The following is an 18,727-nucleotide window of genomic DNA, read 5'->3' as shown; positions in this document are numbered from 1 at the left end:
AATGTTCTTTATTAAGGTTATCCGATTCGAAATTCCGTCTTCTGATATTCCTTCACTAGCCATTGTCCATATCCATCCAACAAGCCAAGCACCGAGCGTTTGGGAATCGAACGTCCAGAAAGCAAAATTCCCAATCGAGCAATTTCCGTCTCTTTCTCTGGGTGGTACTGAAGAAATACATTGCCACACTCCACGGGGTCATCAAACCAGCGTCGGTCTTTGTGCATAATAACAGAATAGGAAGCCCGTAATAGCTTCTTCGCGATAGTAACCTGAGCGCTAATCAGTTCGTCGGTGTCCTTGGCTTGCACTATTTTGGTTCGATATATCGACACCCACTCTTCTACATCCATGTTCCAATGCTTGGCAATCTCCCAGCTTGGAATGTAGTCACCAAAACAATCCGCAAGATCATCGCCGTAGACGCAAACACAACAATGCTTGAGCATGAAACCCCAGGTAAAAATACTATCTAGGTTGGCGACTTCTTTGGTCAGAGCTGTTCGTATAGAAACACCTGTCACTTGGGGATAACCTTTTTGCACACGCCAACGGATGGTATTAAGCAAAGTCACTCTGTTGTCTTCAAACCCAGTCTTAGTCACCACAACAATATCAAGGTTTGATTTGCCTACAACTGCGGTTTTACGCGCCACACTGCCATAGACATAAACACTATGGAGGTTTGGCCCTAAGCCCCCTTTTAAGCACATTAAAACTTCTCGAATCAAGGCTTCAAATTGGGGTTGGCAAGGTTCGCTTGGATCAATAACAGGTAGAGACATGTATCAGGAAATAAAAAGAGTTAATTGGAATATAGCCTATGATCGATCAGCTTCTGTAACGAATCAAGTTTATCGGTACTATACATCTAGGTTTCAGCTAACCACATGACTTCGAAGCTAAGGTTTAGCTTATATGGAGGTAAATATTTTGATGTCAGCTAGACAACTTAGCGCTATAATCTCCAAGTTTTGCTTAATAAGTGTAAATAGGAAAATACAATGCCAAAGGCAAGTGAAATCAAAAAAGGCTTCGCAATCGAGTCTAATGGTAAAACTCTTCTAGTAAAAGACATCGAAGTAACGACTCCTGGTGGTCGTGGCGGCGCTAAAATCTACAAAATGCGTTGTACAGATCTAAACACTGGTGCTCGTGTAGATGAGCGTTACAAGTCTGATGACGTTGTTGAAACAGTAGAAATGAACAAACGTGCAGTTGTGTACTCATACGCTGATGGTGATGAGCACATCTTCATGGATAACGAAGACTACTCACAATACACATTCAAGCACGCTGAAGTTGAAGATGACATGCTGTTCATCAACGAAGATACACAAGGTATCCATATTATCCTTGTAAACGGCGCTGCAGTTGGTATTGAACTACCATCGTCTGTTGAACTAGTGATTGAAGAAACTGATCCATCAATCAAAGGTGCATCTGCATCTGCGCGTACTAAACCAGCTCGCTTTGCTTCTGGCCTTGTTGTTCAAGTTCCAGAATACATCGCAACTGGCGAACGTGTAATTGTGAACACGACTGAACGTAAGTTCATGAGCCGAGCATAAGCATGTCTGATTTGATTTCTTACGACGACGTTATCGACGCTGCGTACGACATCTTCCTTGAAATGGCTCCAGACAACCTAGAGCCAGCTGATGTCATTCTGTTTACTGCGCAATTTGAAGATCGTGGTGCCGCTGAGCTTGTTGAAACTGGTGATGACTGGGTTGAACATGTTGGCTTTGACATCGACAAAGAAGTGTATGCAGAAGTTCGAATCGGCTTAGTAAACGAGGAAAATGACGTACTTGATGACGTTTTTGCTCGTATGCTAATCAGTCGAGACCCAGAACATAAGTTCTGTCATATGCTTTGGAAACGTGATTAACGGTTCCCTCAACATGATCAAAAACACCAGCTTCATGCTGGTGTTTTTTTATGTATGAAACCGACTTACGTCACTGTCCTCTTTTAATAAGACAGACAAGAAAAAGGCTTGCCGGGTAAGCAAGCCTTTCTAATTTTCGCTATCGATTAACGATGCTTGTTACGTGCACCCTGATCACCAGCGCTCTTCTTTGGCTTGCGGCGAGAAGGGTTGTTGCTGCGGCCTTTAGGCGTATTTACGCGCTCTTCGTGACGCTTAACAGCGCGACGGATTTTTTGGCTACGAGCACGTTCACGTTTGCGTGAAGTGTTATCTTTGTTCAGATCAAGCATGGTTTCTTTTTCTGGACGAAGCTCTACCAATTCTCGTAGGTAGTTTACTTCTTTAAGATCAAGTTCCATCCAACCGCCACGAGGCAGTTTCTTGTCCAGATAGATATCACCGTAACGAACACGTTTTAGGCGGCTAACCGTCGTATCTTGCGATTCCCACAGACGGCGAACTTCACGATTACGACCTTCGTTGATTGCAACATAGAACGTGTGGTTCATACCTTCACCACCCGCATATACCACATCTTCAAAGCGCGCCATACCGTCTTCAAGTTCAACACCACGAACCAAGTTTTTCACTTTTTGTTCAGTTACTTCGCCGAAAACACGAACAAGGTATTCACGCTCTACCTGACGACTTGGGTGCATAAGGCGGTTTGCCAACTCACCATCGGTTGTAAACAGCAGTAGACCTGATGTGTTCGCATCAAGACGACCTACTGAAATCCAACGAGAACCACGAATCTTTGGCAGACGATCGAAAACAGTGCGACGACCTTCTGGGTCGTGACGAGTACATAGTTCACCTTCAGGCTTGTAGTAAGCCAAAACACGACAGATCACTTCTTCTTGCGCCTTTGCAGACACAACGTGACCATCGATACGAACTACGCTGTTCTCATCTTCGAGTCTTTCACCAAGTTTAGCTACGATTCCGTTCACGCTAACGCGACCAGATTTAATTAACGATTCAATCTCACGACGAGAACCGTGACCTGCACGTGCTAATACTTTTTGTAACTTTTCGCTCATTTATCTACCTATGTGTCGTCTTCACAGACGTCGAGACCAGAATTGGTCATCATTTTGCAAGTTACCCACATGAATGGGATTTTTTCGGTCGGACATTATACGAGATTCTTAAATCTATTGTAAGAGCATTTCGTGCTTTGGTTGATGAAATTGCAGATTAGGATTCCACTCCAATTCCTCCAGCAAATAACCCAATAGTACTAAAACGAATCAGAAAAATTCGCTCTAAACTCAAACGCTAATAACCCACCACTTCAGCCTTACCTTGATAAAATTATCAGGATTTCTCACAGCTAGGGCGTGTTTCAGTGTCACTAGTCTCTTTGACGCATACAATCAAAAGGAAAAGATATGTCTCGATCAGAAAGCAGCTCAACAGCTCCCGACTATAATTGGATTTTTGGAACGGCTGAGGAAGATGATGTTAAAGGAACGGTCGATTCTTTTACGCCAGATGTATTCGTAGGCGATAGCGGAGATGAAAAGTTCGTCGGCTTTGGCGGAAATGATTATATCGATGGCAAAGGTGGTAATGATTATCTACTGGGTGGCAAGGGCGAAGATCATGTTTCTGGCGGAAGTGGCAACGACTATCTTTCTGGAGGATTAGGGGATGACTTCCTTTACGGTGGAGAAGGTGATGACATTCTATTCGATTACTCTGGCAACAACTTTCTCAATGCGGGCCTAGGAAACGACAAGCTTATCGTGGGTGATGGTAACTCCACGCTCGCTGGAGGCTCAGGCAACGACGAGTTTGTATTCTCTAATCGCCTCTCCGTCAAAACGCCTGAGGGCATCATCACCAGCAATGAGATTGAAATCAAGGCGGAAGTGCTCGACTTCAATATCTTCGAAGACAAGCTGACCTTTGATCTTGGAAGAGATACTGATGGCGATGGCAAGAGAGACTCCTTTCTTGAGTCTGAGGAACAGCTTGAGCTTTCCTTCAATGAATATGGATGGGCGGTTTACTCAAGTGACGAGTTCAATATTGAAGTAACGTTGAAAGGTGTTGATCAAGCGTACGTTGACTACATGAGTAACAACGACATTAATATTTTTGATTTCACCTAAATATACCCAAGTAACCTCGAGATGCTAGGTTCAGCGAGAATGACTTGGTTTGTAGACGCGGCGGCGATTTAAAGGTCTAGTGGGTCTAAATCAAGAATCGGCAACAAAGTATACAAGCCAAGGCAACTCGCCCTTTGGGAGCGTGTCATTGACCCGATTACTGCGTCAAACAACTTGGAAAGAGCTGGCTATTCCGCTGCGTTGTTTTCCTTGACCTCGAATCAATGACAACGCTCTGAATCCTGCATCTTGAAGTCACTTGGGTATAATATCTAAACCCCAATCAAAAAAGGGAAGCGGTAACGCCTCCCTTTCTTATTTCTTTAACAGCAAACCAATTATTCAAATGGTGCAGGGTCGCCAGAGCCAACACGTGCAACAACGGCTTCACCTTCACTAAAGTCAATTACCGTCGTTGGCTGTTCACCTAAATAGCCGCCGTTAAGGATAACGTCTACCGCGTGCTCTAGTTTGTCACGGATATCCTCTGGATCCGATTCTGTCACGTCATTACCCGGAAGGATAAGCGACGTTGACATCATTGGTTCACCAAGCGCTTCCAAAAGGTCTAGCGCAATACGGTTATCTGGTACACGAATACCAATGGTCTTGCGTTTTGCGTTCATCAAACGGCGAGGCACTTCTTTCGTGCCTTTAAAGATGAATGTGTAAGGCCCTGGTGTATTATTTTTCAATAGTCGAAACGCGGTGTTATCAACTCGCGCGTACAGAGAAAGCTCCGATAAATCACGGCATAACAAAGTAAAGTTATGCTTGTCATCCAGACGACGGATCTGACAGATACGTTCCAACGCCTGCTTGTTCTCCAGTTGACAGCCTAGCGCGTAACCGGAATCGGTTGGGTACACCACAACACCGCCATTACGAATGATTGCTACTGCTTGATTAATCAAGCGAGCCTGTGGGTTTTCTGGATGAACGTAAAAAAACTGGCTCATTGTAATTCCTCATTATCGAACCTCTCGGCTCTATATTTTTTAGGGAGTTTCGACTTCGTCTTGTTGCTTGTTGTCCAACGAAGGATCAATACCCCAATCTTTCCAAACTGGTTCTACGCCCGCAGGTAACCAGAGGTTTCTTCCCAACTCCATCCACGGTGATGGATAGTGAAAATCGCTGCCTTGAGAAGCTAATAGTTTGTATTGTATAGCATAATCAGCCAAGTTGCGTCTTTCTTGTTGCGCTTGTTGAGGTTGCGCAACTTCCATGGCATCTCCGCCTGCTTCGACAAATGCCGCTAACAAGCGTTTTACCCACTTTGCGGTAAGCTGATAACGACCCGGATGAGCCAATACAGCAGAACCACCCGCGGCATGAATCGCGTCAACCGCATCTTTCATGGAACACCAATTCGGTGGAACATAACCAGGGTTAGAGCGCGTCAGGAATTTCTTAAACACCATCTGCATGCTTTTGGCGTAACCATTGTCCACCAGCCATTTGGCGAAGTGAGCTCGTGTAATGGGCGCATCACCTGCAATTTGCTGGACTTCTTCTAGTACGCCCTCACGGGTGGCTTTTTGTAGACGCTCCGCGATCAATTCAGCTCGAACCACGCGGTGCGTTTTCTGCTGCTCAATCAGCTCCGTCAATGCTGGGCTATCTGGATCGATATTCAACCCCACAATGTGGATGTCTTTGTTCTGCCAAACGGTAGAGATCTCGATACCGTTGATGATTTTTATCGGGAGATTGTTCTGTTCAACGTATTGCTTGGCCGGAGCTAAGCCGTCAACCGTATCATGATCCGTGATCGCCAAAACCTCGATATCAAAACTCAATGCCCTATCCACTAAATCATGTGGTGCAAATCGACCATCTGATGCCGTAGTGTGGCTGTGTAAATCAATTCTCATCTTTTTTGTCGTTTTAATGCTGTTTTGGGGTTGACTTTTCACCTCTGCACTAGTTAACTAGTACACAAATACAAAGTACCTAGTTAAGGCTCACCATGTTACAAGAATTTAACCAAAACCAGGAAGCGAAAGTTGCAGTTCATACGAATAAGATGAATTCTGCTGATCTTGCTTGGTGGCGCACTTGGACAAGTTCTTGGTGGGCGAACGTGTACTTCTAGTTTATAGAATTAAACAACACAAAGCCCGCTACTTCAGCGGGCTTTTTATTTTGTCGTTCATCTCACATTCAACTGCTTAAACATTCATCGAATATGACCAAAACTTGATTGGGTGAACGTTTGCTTTATGCCACTATGTACGGCAGGAAGATATAAAACAGCTATAAGGAGGTCTTGTGAATAAGGCCATTGATATTCAGAAACTTGGACAGCTTGAAGTGCTAACGGCCTCCGTCCCTTATACTCAAGACCCGACTCGCTTGTTCCACACATTATGTGAGAACAAGACTGACAGCCTATTACTAGAATCCGCTGAGATCGATTCAAAGCAAGATTTAAAATCACTACTGATTGTCGATTCGGCCGTGCGTCTAGTCTGCTTTGGTCATAGCGTCAGCATGCAGGCATTGACCAACAACGGTAAAAACCTACTTTCCCATTTAAACCAGAACATTCGTGGTGACGTTGAGAGTGATTTCGATGGCGAAACGCTGACTTTGGAATTCACTCAACCGTGCGACACACTAGATGAAGACTCTCGCCTACGTGAAGCCTCTTCTTTCGATGCGCTGCGTTTGGTTCAGCATAGTTTTGATATTTCACAGCAAGACAAACACGCGATTTTCCTTGGTGGTCTGTTTGCCTACGACTTAGTCGCAAACTTCGAGCCTCTTGGTAATGCAGAAGCAACAAACCAGTGCCCAGATTACGTTTTCTACGTAGCGGAAACGCTGTTGGTTGTGGATCATCAAACCGAATCTTGCCAGCTGCAAGCGACTTTGTTTGTCGATGATTCAGAAAAAACAACACTAGAAACTCGCATCGCAGAAATCAGCTCTCAATGTGCGGCGCCAAAACTGCTGCCAAGTGCAGAGCAAATCGCCGACGTCACGGTTGAACCTAGCGTATCTGATTCAGACTTCTGCCAAATCGTTCGTGACTTAAAAGAGTTCGTAGTGAAAGGCGATGTGTTCCAAGTAGTACCGTCTCGCCGATTTACACTCCCTTGCCCTTCCCCATTGGCAGCCTACAAAGAACTTAAACAAAGTAACCCAAGCCCTTACATGTTCTACATGCAAGACGAACTGTTTACTTTGTTTGGCGCATCACCAGAAAGCGCGCTTAAGTACGAAACCGATACCAACCAAATTGAAATCTACCCAATCGCAGGCACTCGTCGCCGTGGTAAACGCCCTAACGGCGAGATCGATTTCGACCTAGATAGCCGCATCGAACTTGAACTGCGCACCGACATGAAAGAAAACGCAGAACACATGATGTTGGTTGACTTAGCACGTAACGACGTCGCTCGTATTGCACAAGCGGGCACTCGCCACGTAGCAGACCTACTAAAAGTTGACCGCTACAGCCACGTGATGCACCTAGTATCGCGCGTGGTTGGCCAACTGCGTGAAGACCTAGATGCACTGCACGCATACCAAGCTTGTATGAACATGGGCACGCTCACTGGCGCACCAAAGATTCGTGCGATGCAGTTGATTCGCGATGTAGAAGGCGCACGACGCGGTAGCTACGGCGGCGCTGTGGGTTACCTTACCGGCGAAGGCACACTCGACACATGTATCGTCATTCGCTCTGCTTACGTAGAAAATGGCATTGCTCAAGTTCAAGCCGGTGCTGGCGTGGTGTTCGACTCTGATCCGCAAGCGGAAGCAGACGAAACGCGCGGTAAAGCACAAGCGGTAATCTCTGCTATCCAAGCAGCGCATAAGTCACAATAAGGAATAGGGTTCAGAGATGGCTAATATCATTTTTATCGATAACTTTGACTCGTTCACCTACAACCTTGTGGATCAGTTCCGCTCGCTAGGTCACTCAGTCAAGATTTACCGAAACAACATCCCAGCAGAAACCATCGAACAAGCGGTAAACGAGCTTGAAAACCCAGTGGTTCTGCTATCACCAGGTCCTGGTGCACCGTCAGAGGCAGGGTCAATGCCAGAGCTTATCCAACGCATGAAAGGCAAAGTACCGATGATCGGCATTTGTCTTGGTCACCAAGCGATTGTCGAAGCATACGGAGGCACCGTTGCTGGCGCGGGCGAAATTATTCACGGTAAGGTCTCTATGATGGAGCACCAAAACCATGCGATTTACCAAAACCTACCATCACCACTTGCAATTGCACGTTACCACTCGCTGGTTGCGACCAAGGTTCCTGAGAGCCTAACCATCACAGCAGAAGTGGATGACTTAGTGATGTCTGTGGTTCATGAGGAAGATAAAGTTTGCGGGTTCCAGTTCCACCCGGAATCTATTATGACGACCTACGGAGCAACACTGTTGGCCAATGCCATTGAATGGGCGCTTGAAGAATAAACTTCAGTAAACCCACTCACTGCTTAAAAAGCACTTGGCACATAAGAAATTTAGGAGAGGAAATATGGAAGCAATCATCAACCCTATTATTACCAAACTGTACGAGCAAGAATCGCTTACTCAGGAAGAGAGCCAACAGCTGTTCGACATCATCATCCGTGGTGAGCTAGACCCAATTTTGATGGCATCAGCACTGACTGCACTAAAAATCAAAGGCGAAACGCCAGATGAAATTGCAGGCGCGGCAAAAGCACTACTGGCAAACGCAAACCCATTCCCTCGCCCAGATTACGATTTCGCAGATATCGTAGGTACGGGCGGTGACGGTCACAACACCATCAACATTTCAACCACTGCTGCGTTTGTTGCTGCAGCATGTGGTCTAAAAGTGGCGAAACACGGTAACCGCAGCGTTTCAAGCAAATCGGGTTCTTCTGACCTTCTTGATTCATTTGGTATCAACCTAGCCATGAGCGCAGAAGATACGCGCAAAGCGGTAGACGATATCGGTGTTGCTTTCCTATTTGCACCTCAATACCACGGTGGTGTGCGCCATGCGATGCCAGTGCGTCAAACTATGAAAACACGCACCATCTTTAACATTCTTGGTCCACTGATTAACCCTGCTCGTCCTAACATCGAATTGATGGGTGTTTACAGTGAAGAACTGGTTCGTCCTATTGCAGAAACCATGCTACAAATGGGTATGAAGCGCGCAGCAGTAGTACACGGTAGTGGTTTGGATGAAGTGGCGATTCACGGTGAAACAACGGTTGCAGAAATCAAAGATGGCAAGATCACTGAGTACACGCTAACACCAGCAGACTTCGGTCTAGAAGCGCACCCGTTAGAAGCGATCAAAGGTGGCGATCCTGAAGAAAACAAAGCGATCATTACCAATATCCTGACAGGTAAAGGTACAGACGCACAATTGGGTGCTGTAGCGGTGAACGTTGCTCTGCTAATGCGTCTATTCGGCCACGAAGATTTAAAAGCCAACACGCAACAAGCGATTGAGGCAATGAATTCAGGCAAGGCGTACCAATTGGTACAACAACTTGCCGCACACGCTTAAGGAATTGAAGAAGATGACTGACTTCAACACTCAGCAAGCTGACAACCTGTCTGAACACGTTTCTAAGAAAGAAGCAGAAATGGCAGAAGTACTGGCGAAAATTGTCCGCGACAAATATCAGTGGGTAGCAGACCGTAAGGTGTCTCAACCGCTAAGCACATTTCAGTCTGATTTGCTGCCATCGGATCGCAGCTTCTACGATGCACTGAGTGGCGAAAAAACGGCATTCATTACCGAATGTAAGAAGGCGTCTCCTTCTAAAGGTTTGATTCGTGATCACTTCGACTTGGATTACATTGCATCGGTTTACAACAACCATGCTGATGCAATTTCGGTACTAACAGACGAGAAATACTTTCAAGGTAACTTTGACTTTCTTCCTCAGGTAAGAGGTCAAGTCAAACAGCCCGTTCTGTGTAAAGACTTCATGGTGGACACCTACCAAGTTTACCTGGCGCGTCATTACAGTGCTGATGCTGTCTTGCTAATGCTGTCTGTCCTCAATGATGAAGAGTACAAAGCCCTAGAAGAAGCAGCACACAGCCTGAACATGGGCATCCTGACCGAAGTCAGCAACGAAGACGAGCTTCATCGTGCTGTTAAGCTAGGCGCACGCGTTATCGGCATCAATAACCGTAACCTTCGCGACCTAAGTACTGATTTGAATCGTACGAAAGAACTGGCACCGACAATTCGTGAACTGGCTCCTAACGCAACAGTAATCTCAGAATCTGGCATTTATACACATCAACAAGTTCGTGATTTAGCGGAATACGCAGACGGCTTCTTGATTGGTAGTTCACTGATGGCGGAATATAACCTAGAGCTAGCAGTACGCAAAGTGACGCTGGGCGAAAATAAAGTCTGTGGTCTCACTCATCCAGATGACGCAGCAAAAGCGTATCAATCTGGCGCAGTATTTGGTGGCCTGATTTTTGTCGAGAAGTCGAAGCGTGCGGTCGACCTTGAGAGTGCGCGCTTAACCATGAGCGGTGCTCCGCTGAACTATGTAGGCGTTTTCCAAAATCACGATATCGATTTTGTTGCTTCTGTCGTGACCTCTTTGGGTTTAAAAGCGGTGCAACTGCACGGTCAAGAAGACCAAGCTTACGTAAACCAACTCAAAGCCGAACTGCCAGCAGCGGTAGAAATTTGGAAAGCTTACGGCGTTACTGATGCCAAGCCAGAACTACTAGCAGACAACATTGATCGCCATCTATTAGATGCGCAAGTTGGCACTCAAACAGGCGGAACTGGTCAAGTGTTCGACTGGTCACTGATCGGCGACCCAAGTCAAATTATGCTAGCGGGCGGACTGTCGCCAGAAAATGCTCAACAAGCAGCGACACTAGGTTGCTTGGGATTAGATTTAAACTCTGGTGTAGAAAGCGCACCAGGCAAAAAAGATTCACAGAAGTTGCTCGCGGCCTTCACCGCCATTCGCAACTACTAAAGCTGGATATCAGCTAAAAAATTTAAAGCTATTCGTAGCGAAAAATACGAGAAGGAATATAACGATGGCAAAACTGAATGCCTACTTTGGCGAATACGGCGGTCAGTACGTTCCGCAAATTCTAGTTCCAGCATTGGAGCAACTAGAGCAAGCGTTTATCGACGCGCAAGAAGATCCAGAATTCCGCAGCGAATTCATGACGCTTCTTCAAGAGTATGCGGGCCGTCCAACGGCTTTGACTCTAACTCGTAACCTAACCAAAGGTACGAAAACCAAACTGTACCTAAAACGTGAAGACCTACTTCACGGTGGCGCGCACAAGACCAACCAAGTGTTAGGTCAAGCACTGCTTGCGAAACGCATGGGTAAAAACGAAATCATCGCTGAAACAGGCGCAGGCCAACACGGTGTTGCAACCGCACTAGCGTGTGCACTACTTGGCCTTAAGTGTCGCGTGTACATGGGTGCAAAAGACGTTGAACGTCAAAGCCCGAACGTATTCCGTATGAAGCTTATGGGCGCAGAAGTTATTCCTGTCCACTCGGGTTCAGCAACACTTAAAGACGCGTGTAACGAAGCGCTACGCGACTGGTCTGCAACTTATGAAGACGCGCACTACCTATTAGGTACAGCGGCAGGCCCTCACCCATTCCCAACCATCGTGCGCGATTTCCAACGCATGATTGGTGAAGAAACGAAGAATCAGATTTTGGCACGTGAAGGTCGTCTTCCTGACGCAGTTATCGCGTGTGTGGGCGGTGGTTCAAACGCTATCGGTATGTTTGCTGACTTCATCGAAGAAGAAAGCGTTCGCCTAATTGGTGTTGAGCCAGCTGGTAAAGGTATCGATACCGACCAACACGGCGCACCACTTAAACACGGTAAAACGGGTATCTTCTTTGGTATGAAAGCGCCATTGATGCAAGATCCAAACGGTCAAGTTGAAGAGTCATACTCTGTTTCTGCTGGTCTTGATTTCCCTTCAGTTGGTCCACAGCACGCACATCTAAACGCAATTGGCCGTGCTGAATATGACAACGTGACGGATGATGAAGCACTAGAAGCGTTCCAAGAAATTGCGCGTCACGAAGGTATCATCCCTGCTCTAGAATCTTCTCACGCACTGGCTCATGCACTGCGTATGGCTCGTGAGAATCCAGAAAAAGAACAATTGTTAGTTGTGAACCTATCAGGTCGTGGTGATAAAGATATCTTCACTGTACATGCCATCCTAGAAGAAAAAGGAGCGATCTAATGAGCCGTTATGCAAAGATGTTTGAGCGCCTAAACAAGAAAAAACAAGGCGCGTTTGTACCGTTCGTAACGGTTTGCGATCCAAACGCAGAACAGTCTTACAAAATCATGGAAACATTGGTTGAGTCGGGCGCAGATGCCCTAGAACTCGGTATTCCATTCTCAGATCCTCTTGCGGATGGCCCGACTATCCAAGGTGCGAACATTCGTGCTCTAGATTCTGGTGCTACGCCTGATATCTGCTTCGAGCAAATTGGTAAGATCCGAGCTAAGTACCCAGAGCTACCTATTGGCCTTCTGATGTACGCGAACCTTGTATACTCTCGTGGTATCGAAAACTTCTATGAGCGCTGCGTAAAAGCGGGCATCGATTCGGTTTTGATTGCAGACGTACCAACCAATGAAAGTGCCGAATTTGTTGCTGCTGCAGAGAAGTTTGGTATTCACCCAATCTTCATCGCACCACCAACGGCAAGTGACGAGACACTGAAGCAAGTATCAGAGCTAGGTGGTGGCTACACTTACCTACTATCTCGTGCAGGTGTGACTGGCGCGGAAACCAGAGCAAACATGCCTGTTGGTCACATGCTCGATAAACTGAATCAATTTGACGCGCCACCAGCGCTACTTGGTTTTGGTATTTCCGAGCCAGCGCAGGTAAAACAAGCTCTAGAATCTGGAGCAGCAGGCGCAATTTCTGGTTCAGCCGTTGTAAAAATTATCGAAGCGAACGTTGAGCAACCACAAACCATGCTCGACAAACTAAGCGAATTCGTTTCTGCAATGAAAGCTGCAACACAAAAATAACGTATCACTAATTTTATCAATATGAGATCGATTCCTTATTAAGCGATAAGAATCGATCTTTTTTTTAACATTCACTTTCTAAAATGCCCCTTCCTTTACCATTAATTTTATAAACACATCCAAGCTCGAACATGATCAACACCAATAGCAAACGTTTGCTGCTGGTTAAAAAATTATCACCAGTCAATAAATTACTTATTAGCTAGTCATTTTGTACTGAAATTGTATTGCTAATTGTGAATGATAAGTGTAAAAAGCAAGGCGATATAATTATCCAAATAACAACTTTAGATTGGTGGGTAATTTTAGGATTTTACATATTATTAGCACAGAGGTTATGGAAGTGTTAAAACAAAAGAGTTTGCTAAACAACATTGGCGTGCAAGTCGTCATTGCAATGATCGTCGGTACTGCCGTTGGTGCCTTCATGGGTCACAGTGCAACTGTATTTGCGCCACTAGGTGCTATCTTTATCAACCTAATCAAAATGTTAGTGATCCCATTGGTCGCTGTTGCATTGATTTCAGGTGCGGCAGGTCTGGGCAATAGTCAATCTGCTGGTAAAGTGGGCTTAGTAACCCTAGGTTACTTCGGTCTAACATCAGCTCTGGCAGTAGCACTGGCACTGTTTATGGGTGAAGTATTCCAACCAGGCATGGGTATCGACGTTTCTGGCGTTGAAGGCATGTTCTCGGCAGAATACGCTTCAAAAGGTGAACTACCTACTTTCTGGGCAACCATCACTGGTATGATCCCAACTAACGTTTTCCAATCACTAAACGAAGCAAATATCCTTCAAATCCTAGTGTTCTGTATGTTCTTCGGCATCGCGATTTCAAAGCAAGAGAAAGCTCGCCGCGAACCAATCATCAATGGTGTTAACTGCATCGTTGACGCGATGGTTTGGATGATCAACAAAGTGATGATCATCGCACCTATCGGCGTATTTGGTCTGATGGCAGAAGCGGTAGGTACGTTTGGTTTTGGTGCCCTAATGGTGGTGTTCAAACTGTTCGTCGTTTACGTCGCTGCAATTCTAGTATTTGGTTTCGTGGTTTACCCAGCAATGGTGCACGTGTTCACTAAAACATCAGCGAAGAAGTTCGTATCTGCAATGAAGAAACCACAAGCGGTTGCACTGTCTACAGCTTCTTCAATGGCGACACTGCCAGTAACAATGGATACGTGTGAGAAAGAGCTAGGTGTTCGCAACTCAACAGCGTCATTTGTTCTGCCTCTTGGCGCGACCATCAACATGTCTGGTAACGCGATTTACTACGGCCTAGTGGCCATTTTCTTCGCGCAACTGTTCAACATTGACCTAGGCATGGGCGCTTACATCGCTATCATCGTGACATCTACACTAGGTGCGGTAGGCCAAGCTGGTGTCCCTGGCCCTTCATTTCTAGTTGTGGCGGTACTGCTTGCTGCTGGTATTCCAATCGAAGGCTTACCACTGCTGTTCGCTCTTGACCGTATCTTCGATATGATTCGTACGGCACTAAACATCACCGGTGACGCAGCATGTGCTGTTATCGTTGATGCGCTAGTGGAAGAAGAAGCAGAACAAGTAGAGCTTCAAAAACAAGAAGCGTAATTACCTACTTTATTTTGTATTTAATTGAAACCGGGATTCGTTCCGGTTTTTTATCGCCTTAATTCTTCGCCTCCTCTCACAATATGGCAAAAGAGTCCTAGCCCTACGCCTCTTCTCACTATGAAACCTGTTTTAATACGATTAGTATATTCAGCATAAGAGTCGATATAGAACAAGACCTTAAGCAACTGCTTTTTAGAATGTGCGTTAGACACAACTAGCAGTATGCTCAATCAATTCGACACAAACATAATGATAAGGGTGGTTTGGCAAACACCTGATTGAAACGTCAAACGAGGCTAGGATGGCGCAATACTCGACTGAAGTAGAGTCGAGCCTAGAATTTCATCTTGATTCAAGAGTCAAAAAAGAAAGAGCTTTTGAAGCATTTATTAGGCTTGAAACTATTCAAGGCAAACACCTAATTGAAGAGGTTTGTCGAAAACGTATTTCTGATGCAAGAAAAATAGACCCATCGCTAGAAAGCGGTAATTTGCTCAAAATAATCACCTCCAATGCATATGAGAAAGCATGCCTTTCGAGTTCACTTGGAAGTATAGCCATTGAGCTAGAAGCGCTAGAAAGCACAATTCACCAACACTACCCATCGTGGCTCGATTTTTGGTGTGATTATCTCATCTATAAGCTTCGCAAGAGTTACCAAGGGTATAGCTGTCCAGAGCAAGCTCCAACTTACGCTTACATGCCACGAGTCGATGGGTATTACAAATCCGAACTCGTAAACGTCTCCAGCAATACCGAGTTAGTTTTCACACCATATTGCAGCCAACCGATGAGACTTGCTGATGCCATACTAATGAGCAATTTACAAACCCTTGTCCGCAAAGAGCAATGGTATGAGATTTTGTTGGACTTGGAGTTATCCCAAAATGAAACACATTTTGTATTAACCGCCCCGAGTATCGATTCAGAACATAGGCATCTTATATCAAGCGCTCGAATTCAGTGCGGGAAATCACTTTCTGAATGGTTGTTCTTTTCTCATTACTTCAATAACCCTTTGTGGCATTTTGAAAACTCTAATGAATTGGGGCAGCTTCTTGTTCAACAAAAAGTGACCTCTGAAACAACGACTTCTGATGCTTCCTTACAACATCAATTACATCACCACACACTGAACAAAAATGCCATTTGCGAAATAATAAGACTGGCAATTTCTGCCCCACGTTCACTTGGGCTGTATTTCTTGTACCTTAGCCAAAAACGTTTAGCTGAAGTGCTAGACGAGAATCAGTTCTGCACGGCTTTCATCATTACGCAAAATCCGGCCATGCTCTATTTTTATCAATCGATGTCGCAGAAAAGCTACACAAACTTGGCATTTTTCAGTTCCGGTACAGAGCAAATCAATAAAGGTATGTGGTATTTGCCCAATGTACGGAGAGACTTCGAGACAACGGACTTTCGAAGCTATAAAACGAAAGTCCTAGCAGAAAAGCGGAGTCAAAATTGATATGGATATTTTGAATCTCTTTGACGTAATGACGTATCCAAAAGCAATAACACTGGTCGTGACTGCTGGCTTTGTGTTGGCATGGATCGGATACTTCATCAACTCATTAGTTCGTAAGCACTATGATTTTAAATCTGGGTATTATATCTATTACATCGGCTACTCTTTCAGTCTATGCCTGTGGATATTAACCAATGTGTACTTTCACACCGAACTGCCATTATTGCTCGGAAAAACACTATCTATTGGTTTAGCCGTATTGTCGAATTTGTTTGCTTACTCGGCATTTGCATTTGCTTATACGTTTTCGTGTTTACTTAGTGCCGGAGTATCAAAACCAGAACTAAAGTCCAGCCAAAAGTTGGTGCTCTTAGCCTTTAGTACAGTCGCTATAGCAATAAATCTAGTACCAGGACTTACCGTCATTGATGTTGCTTTTGCCGCACCTAGTGAGTTTTCAATTCAGTTTGGCCCATTAACTAGCTTATTTTTCACCTTGGTTTTTGTGCTGATCATCCTTACGCTAAAAAACCTGTTTTATATTAAAGGAAGTAAATTTAGACTTATCAAAGTCCGCTCTAACTACATGATTGCCGGGATTGTTATCTTTATGCTTTCTACGCTAACAATTCAGGTTGGAATGACTTTTTTCCTTAATGACTTTTCGCTAACTTGGCTTCCACCTGCCCTATCCATCAGTGAAATGCTCTTTGTCGGATATGCATTGCTGACATCACGTTTTTACAGCGCTAGGTATTTGACATACATGGTAATCACCGCGGTGTTTACTGCAGCAATGTACTCTATTCCCCTCGTTGCCTTATACATCCCGTTATCAGAAAGTCACCAATTGGTCACTGCTGCTTTCATCTGTTCATTCATCGGCATAACTTGGCAATCTGTATTCAAACAGGTAAGTCGCTATACCTCCTTCCTCATCTATGGGGAAGTTCTAACCCCCGTTCAGCAAATTCTTTCTCTAGAAAGTGAGTTTAAAGATTCAATCGATGATGCAATGCATCAACTAGCTTTTTTACTGAATATATCAAGTGAGAAGCTTCGTTTAGTGACCAGCAGTTATACCGAAACCGTTTATGAAAACTACTTGCCGAATAAGAAATCTGCACTGGTTTTTGACGAGTTGGTGGAACGACTAGAGCAGTCCTATTCAACTGAACGCGAACTAAAACAGCTGCATGAGAAAATGAGCTCGAATAAGACTGCACTCGTATTACCGCTTTTTGGAAAAGGAAAGTCTGTGACTCATTTGCTTATCTCTCCTCACAAAATCGATAATGCACTCTTCTCCAACGAAGAAATTTCGGCACTGCAAACGCTATTAAACCGCGTCCAGACAACCATTGAAGCCGACAGGAAGATCAGACAAAGTCGCGCTCTGGCGAATTCGATTGCCCACGAAATGCGAAATCCATTAGCGCAAGTTCAGCTCCAGTTTGAAAAGCTAAAGCAGCATATCGAAAAGAAATCAGAAACAGCAGATACGTTAGTTGACATAGAAAAAGGACAAGGCGCAATTCAAAGAGGTCGCCAGCTTATTGATATTATTCTGCGAGAAGTGAGCGACAACGCTCAAGAGCATGAGCCAAGCTCACAAGTCTCCATTCAGGCGGCTGTTCAGCAAGCGGTACAGCGCTATGGGTTTGAAAGTGCAGAAACAAGTCAACGTATTCACTTATCTGCGAATAATGATTTTATTGCCAACTTAAACGAAACACTGTTTAGCTTTGTCATCTTCAATCTTTTGCGAAATGCGATTTACTACTTCGATTCTTACCCTCAGAGTCAAATTGAGATTCAATATGAGATTGGCCAGTACGAAAACACTCTCGTCTTTCGTGATACCGGACCTGGCATTGACGAAAATATTCTGCACAGAGTATTTGAGGACTTTTTCAGCCACCAAAAAAGCGGTGGTAGCGGACTTGGTCTTGGCTACTGTCAACGTGTTATGCGCTCGTTTGGAGGCCGAATCGAGTGTCAATCGGTCTTAGGGCAATACACTGAGTTTTATCTATATTTCCCAGTGGTACCAAATGCTATCAAACCTATCGACAAGAAGATAACCAACCTACCGTCACTGTCAGCTCAACCGAGTAAAGCGATAACGAATCGTGACGGGCTTCAGTTTAACAACGTCAAAGTTAATGCCCCAACAATTCTTGTCGTCGATGATAAAGAAGTCCAACGTGCGTTGGTTCAGATGTATCTTGATAAACTTAAGGTCAATACTATTCAAGCAAACAACGGTGAAACTGCCGTCAATATATTCAAAACAAATGATATTGACTTGGTATTGATGGATGTACAGATGCCAATCATGAATGGATTTGAAGCAAGCAAAAAAATCAAAGAGTTATCTCCAAACACCCCTATTATTGCTTTATCAGGAGAGTCAGGAGATCGTGAACTAGAGCTGATTCACGAGTTGATGGATGATCGCCTTTCAAAACCTACGACCATAACTGCCCTCAACAGTATTCTTGATCGATGGCTCAATAATCAGCATACAAGAGAACAAGAAGTAGAAAAGATATAAAACATGGCACTTGTTA

The 18,727-nt window shown here is 44.8% G+C and carries 17 protein-coding genes and 1 other annotated feature; of the genes, 13 read left to right on the top strand and 4 right to left on the bottom strand.

Going from position 1 to position 18,727, the window contains the following annotated elements:
* Positions 1-17: 17 nt before the first annotated feature.
* The gene (locus J4N37_RS05975; protein WP_045387800.1) at positions 18-785 is read right to left on the bottom strand and encodes a nucleotidyltransferase family protein; all 768 of its coding nucleotides are present in this window, start codon (positions 783-785) and stop codon (positions 18-20) included.
* A 219-nt stretch (positions 786-1,004) separates the two neighbouring features.
* On the opposite strand from J4N37_RS05975, the gene efpL reads away from it, so the two are divergent.
* Together efpL and J4N37_RS05965 are read left to right on the top strand one after the other, a co-directional pair.
* Positions 1,005-1,571 carry an elongation factor P-like protein EfpL gene (gene efpL / locus J4N37_RS05970; protein ID WP_010447515.1) on the top strand — a complete coding sequence of 189 codons (567 nt, stop codon included), beginning with the start codon at positions 1,005-1,007 and terminating at the stop codon, positions 1,569-1,571.
* A gap of 2 nt (positions 1,572-1,573) precedes the next feature.
* Positions 1,574-1,894, top strand: a complete 321-nt coding sequence (locus J4N37_RS05965) for an HI1450 family dsDNA-mimic protein (RefSeq protein WP_005431208.1) — start codon at positions 1,574-1,576, stop codon at positions 1,892-1,894.
* 146 nt (positions 1,895-2,040) lie between these two features.
* On the opposite strand, the gene rluB is transcribed toward J4N37_RS05965, so the two are convergent.
* On the bottom strand, positions 2,041-2,979 hold the full coding sequence (gene rluB, locus J4N37_RS05960; protein WP_010447509.1) for a 23S rRNA pseudouridine(2605) synthase RluB: 939 nt from the start codon (positions 2,977-2,979) through the stop codon (positions 2,041-2,043).
* 351 nt (positions 2,980-3,330) lie between these two features.
* Here rluB and J4N37_RS05955 point away from each other — a divergent pair, with 351 nt between their 5' ends.
* On the top strand, positions 3,331-4,056 hold the full coding sequence (locus J4N37_RS05955; protein WP_252041903.1) for a calcium-binding protein: 726 nt from the start codon (positions 3,331-3,333) through the stop codon (positions 4,054-4,056).
* A 338-nt stretch (positions 4,057-4,394) separates the two neighbouring features.
* On the opposite strand, the gene J4N37_RS05950 is transcribed toward J4N37_RS05955, so the two are convergent.
* A complete protein-coding gene (locus tag J4N37_RS05950) occupies positions 4,395-5,015 on the bottom strand; it encodes an L-threonylcarbamoyladenylate synthase (protein ID WP_010447505.1) in 621 nt (206 codons plus the stop codon).
* A gap of 39 nt (positions 5,016-5,054) precedes the next feature.
* Positions 5,055-5,933, bottom strand: coding sequence for an RNase RNM (gene rnm, locus J4N37_RS05945; protein WP_252041902.1), 879 nt, complete (start codon positions 5,931-5,933; stop codon positions 5,055-5,057).
* 95 nt (positions 5,934-6,028) lie between these two features.
* Here rnm and trpL2 point away from each other — a divergent pair, with 95 nt between their 5' ends.
* From trpL2 to J4N37_RS05895, 10 genes are all read left to right on the top strand, one after another.
* On the top strand, positions 6,029-6,154 hold the full coding sequence (gene trpL2 / locus J4N37_RS05940) for a tryptophan operon leader peptide (protein WP_010447500.1): 126 nt from the start codon (positions 6,029-6,031) through the stop codon (positions 6,152-6,154).
* Positions 6,101-6,204 (top strand) — a sequence feature (Trp leader region). Its footprint overlaps the gene before it by 54 nt.
* A gap of 126 nt (positions 6,205-6,330) precedes the next feature.
* Positions 6,331-7,896, top strand: coding sequence for an anthranilate synthase component 1 (locus J4N37_RS05935; protein ID WP_138956357.1), 1,566 nt, complete (start codon positions 6,331-6,333; stop codon positions 7,894-7,896).
* A gap of 16 nt (positions 7,897-7,912) precedes the next feature.
* Positions 7,913-8,494, top strand: coding sequence for an aminodeoxychorismate/anthranilate synthase component II (locus J4N37_RS05930; RefSeq protein WP_038885018.1), 582 nt, complete (start codon positions 7,913-7,915; stop codon positions 8,492-8,494).
* 64 nt (positions 8,495-8,558) lie between these two features.
* Positions 8,559-9,569, top strand: a complete 1,011-nt coding sequence (gene trpD, locus J4N37_RS05925; RefSeq protein ID WP_009700797.1) for an anthranilate phosphoribosyltransferase — start codon at positions 8,559-8,561, stop codon at positions 9,567-9,569.
* Between the two features lie 13 nt (positions 9,570-9,582).
* A complete protein-coding gene (gene trpCF, locus J4N37_RS05920) occupies positions 9,583-11,022 on the top strand; it encodes a bifunctional indole-3-glycerol-phosphate synthase TrpC/phosphoribosylanthranilate isomerase TrpF (RefSeq protein ID WP_252041901.1) in 1,440 nt (479 codons plus the stop codon).
* A 64-nt stretch (positions 11,023-11,086) separates the two neighbouring features.
* Positions 11,087-12,277, top strand: a complete 1,191-nt coding sequence (trpB, locus tag J4N37_RS05915; protein WP_005445041.1) for a tryptophan synthase subunit beta — start codon at positions 11,087-11,089, stop codon at positions 12,275-12,277.
* Entirely contained in the window at positions 12,277-13,083 is an 807-nt protein-coding gene (gene trpA / locus J4N37_RS05910; RefSeq protein WP_252041900.1) for a tryptophan synthase subunit alpha, read from the top strand. The genes trpB and trpA overlap by 1 nt, the downstream gene beginning before the upstream one ends.
* A 337-nt stretch (positions 13,084-13,420) precedes the next feature.
* Positions 13,421-14,680 (top strand): dicarboxylate/amino acid:cation symporter, encoded by a 1,260-nt coding sequence (locus J4N37_RS05905; protein WP_252041898.1) that lies wholly within the window; start codon positions 13,421-13,423, stop codon positions 14,678-14,680.
* Between the two features lie 304 nt (positions 14,681-14,984).
* Positions 14,985-16,154 (top strand): acyl-homoserine-lactone synthase, encoded by a 1,170-nt coding sequence (locus tag J4N37_RS05900; RefSeq protein ID WP_045387828.1) that lies wholly within the window; start codon positions 14,985-14,987, stop codon positions 16,152-16,154.
* A 1-nt stretch (position 16,155) separates the two neighbouring features.
* Positions 16,156-18,711 carry a hybrid sensor histidine kinase/response regulator gene (locus J4N37_RS05895; protein ID WP_045387831.1) on the top strand — a complete coding sequence of 852 codons (2,556 nt, stop codon included), beginning with the start codon at positions 16,156-16,158 and terminating at the stop codon, positions 18,709-18,711.
* Positions 18,712-18,727 lie beyond the last annotated feature (16 nt).

The sequence above is a fragment of the Vibrio sp. SCSIO 43153 genome (assembly GCF_023716625.1).
GTDB lineage: Bacteria > Pseudomonadota > Gammaproteobacteria > Enterobacterales > Vibrionaceae > Vibrio > Vibrio rotiferianus.
The sequence above is the reverse complement of the archived record's forward strand: the minus strand, read 5'-3'. Positions and strand labels throughout refer to the sequence as shown.

Coding starts and splice junctions, on each gene's coding strand:
- J4N37_RS05965 (WP_005431208.1), top strand. CDS start 1,574: ATGTCTGATTTGATTTCTTACGACGACGTTATCGACGCTGCGTACGAC.
- trpB (WP_005445041.1), top strand. CDS start 11,087: ATGGCAAAACTGAATGCCTACTTTGGCGAATACGGCGGTCAGTACGTT.
- J4N37_RS05950 (WP_010447505.1), bottom strand. CDS start 5,015: ATGAGCCAGTTTTTTTACGTTCATCCAGAAAACCCACAGGCTCGCTTG.
- efpL (WP_010447515.1), top strand. CDS start 1,005: ATGCCAAAGGCAAGTGAAATCAAAAAAGGCTTCGCAATCGAGTCTAAT.
- rnm (WP_252041902.1), bottom strand. CDS start 5,933: ATGAGAATTGATTTACACAGCCACACTACGGCATCAGATGGTCGATTT.
- J4N37_RS05975 (WP_045387800.1), bottom strand. CDS start 785: ATGTCTCTACCTGTTATTGATCCAAGCGAACCTTGCCAACCCCAATTT.
- J4N37_RS05895 (WP_045387831.1), top strand. CDS start 16,156: ATGGATATTTTGAATCTCTTTGACGTAATGACGTATCCAAAAGCAATA.
- trpCF (WP_252041901.1), top strand. CDS start 9,583: ATGACTGACTTCAACACTCAGCAAGCTGACAACCTGTCTGAACACGTT.
- trpD (WP_009700797.1), top strand. CDS start 8,559: ATGGAAGCAATCATCAACCCTATTATTACCAAACTGTACGAGCAAGAA.
- rluB (WP_010447509.1), bottom strand. CDS start 2,979: ATGAGCGAAAAGTTACAAAAAGTATTAGCACGTGCAGGTCACGGTTCT.
- J4N37_RS05955 (WP_252041903.1), top strand. CDS start 3,331: ATGTCTCGATCAGAAAGCAGCTCAACAGCTCCCGACTATAATTGGATT.
- J4N37_RS05900 (WP_045387828.1), top strand. CDS start 14,985: ATGGCGCAATACTCGACTGAAGTAGAGTCGAGCCTAGAATTTCATCTT.
- J4N37_RS05930 (WP_038885018.1), top strand. CDS start 7,913: ATGGCTAATATCATTTTTATCGATAACTTTGACTCGTTCACCTACAAC.
- J4N37_RS05905 (WP_252041898.1), top strand. CDS start 13,421: ATGGAAGTGTTAAAACAAAAGAGTTTGCTAAACAACATTGGCGTGCAA.
- trpL2 (WP_010447500.1), top strand. CDS start 6,029: ATGTTACAAGAATTTAACCAAAACCAGGAAGCGAAAGTTGCAGTTCAT.
- trpA (WP_252041900.1), top strand. CDS start 12,277: ATGAGCCGTTATGCAAAGATGTTTGAGCGCCTAAACAAGAAAAAACAA.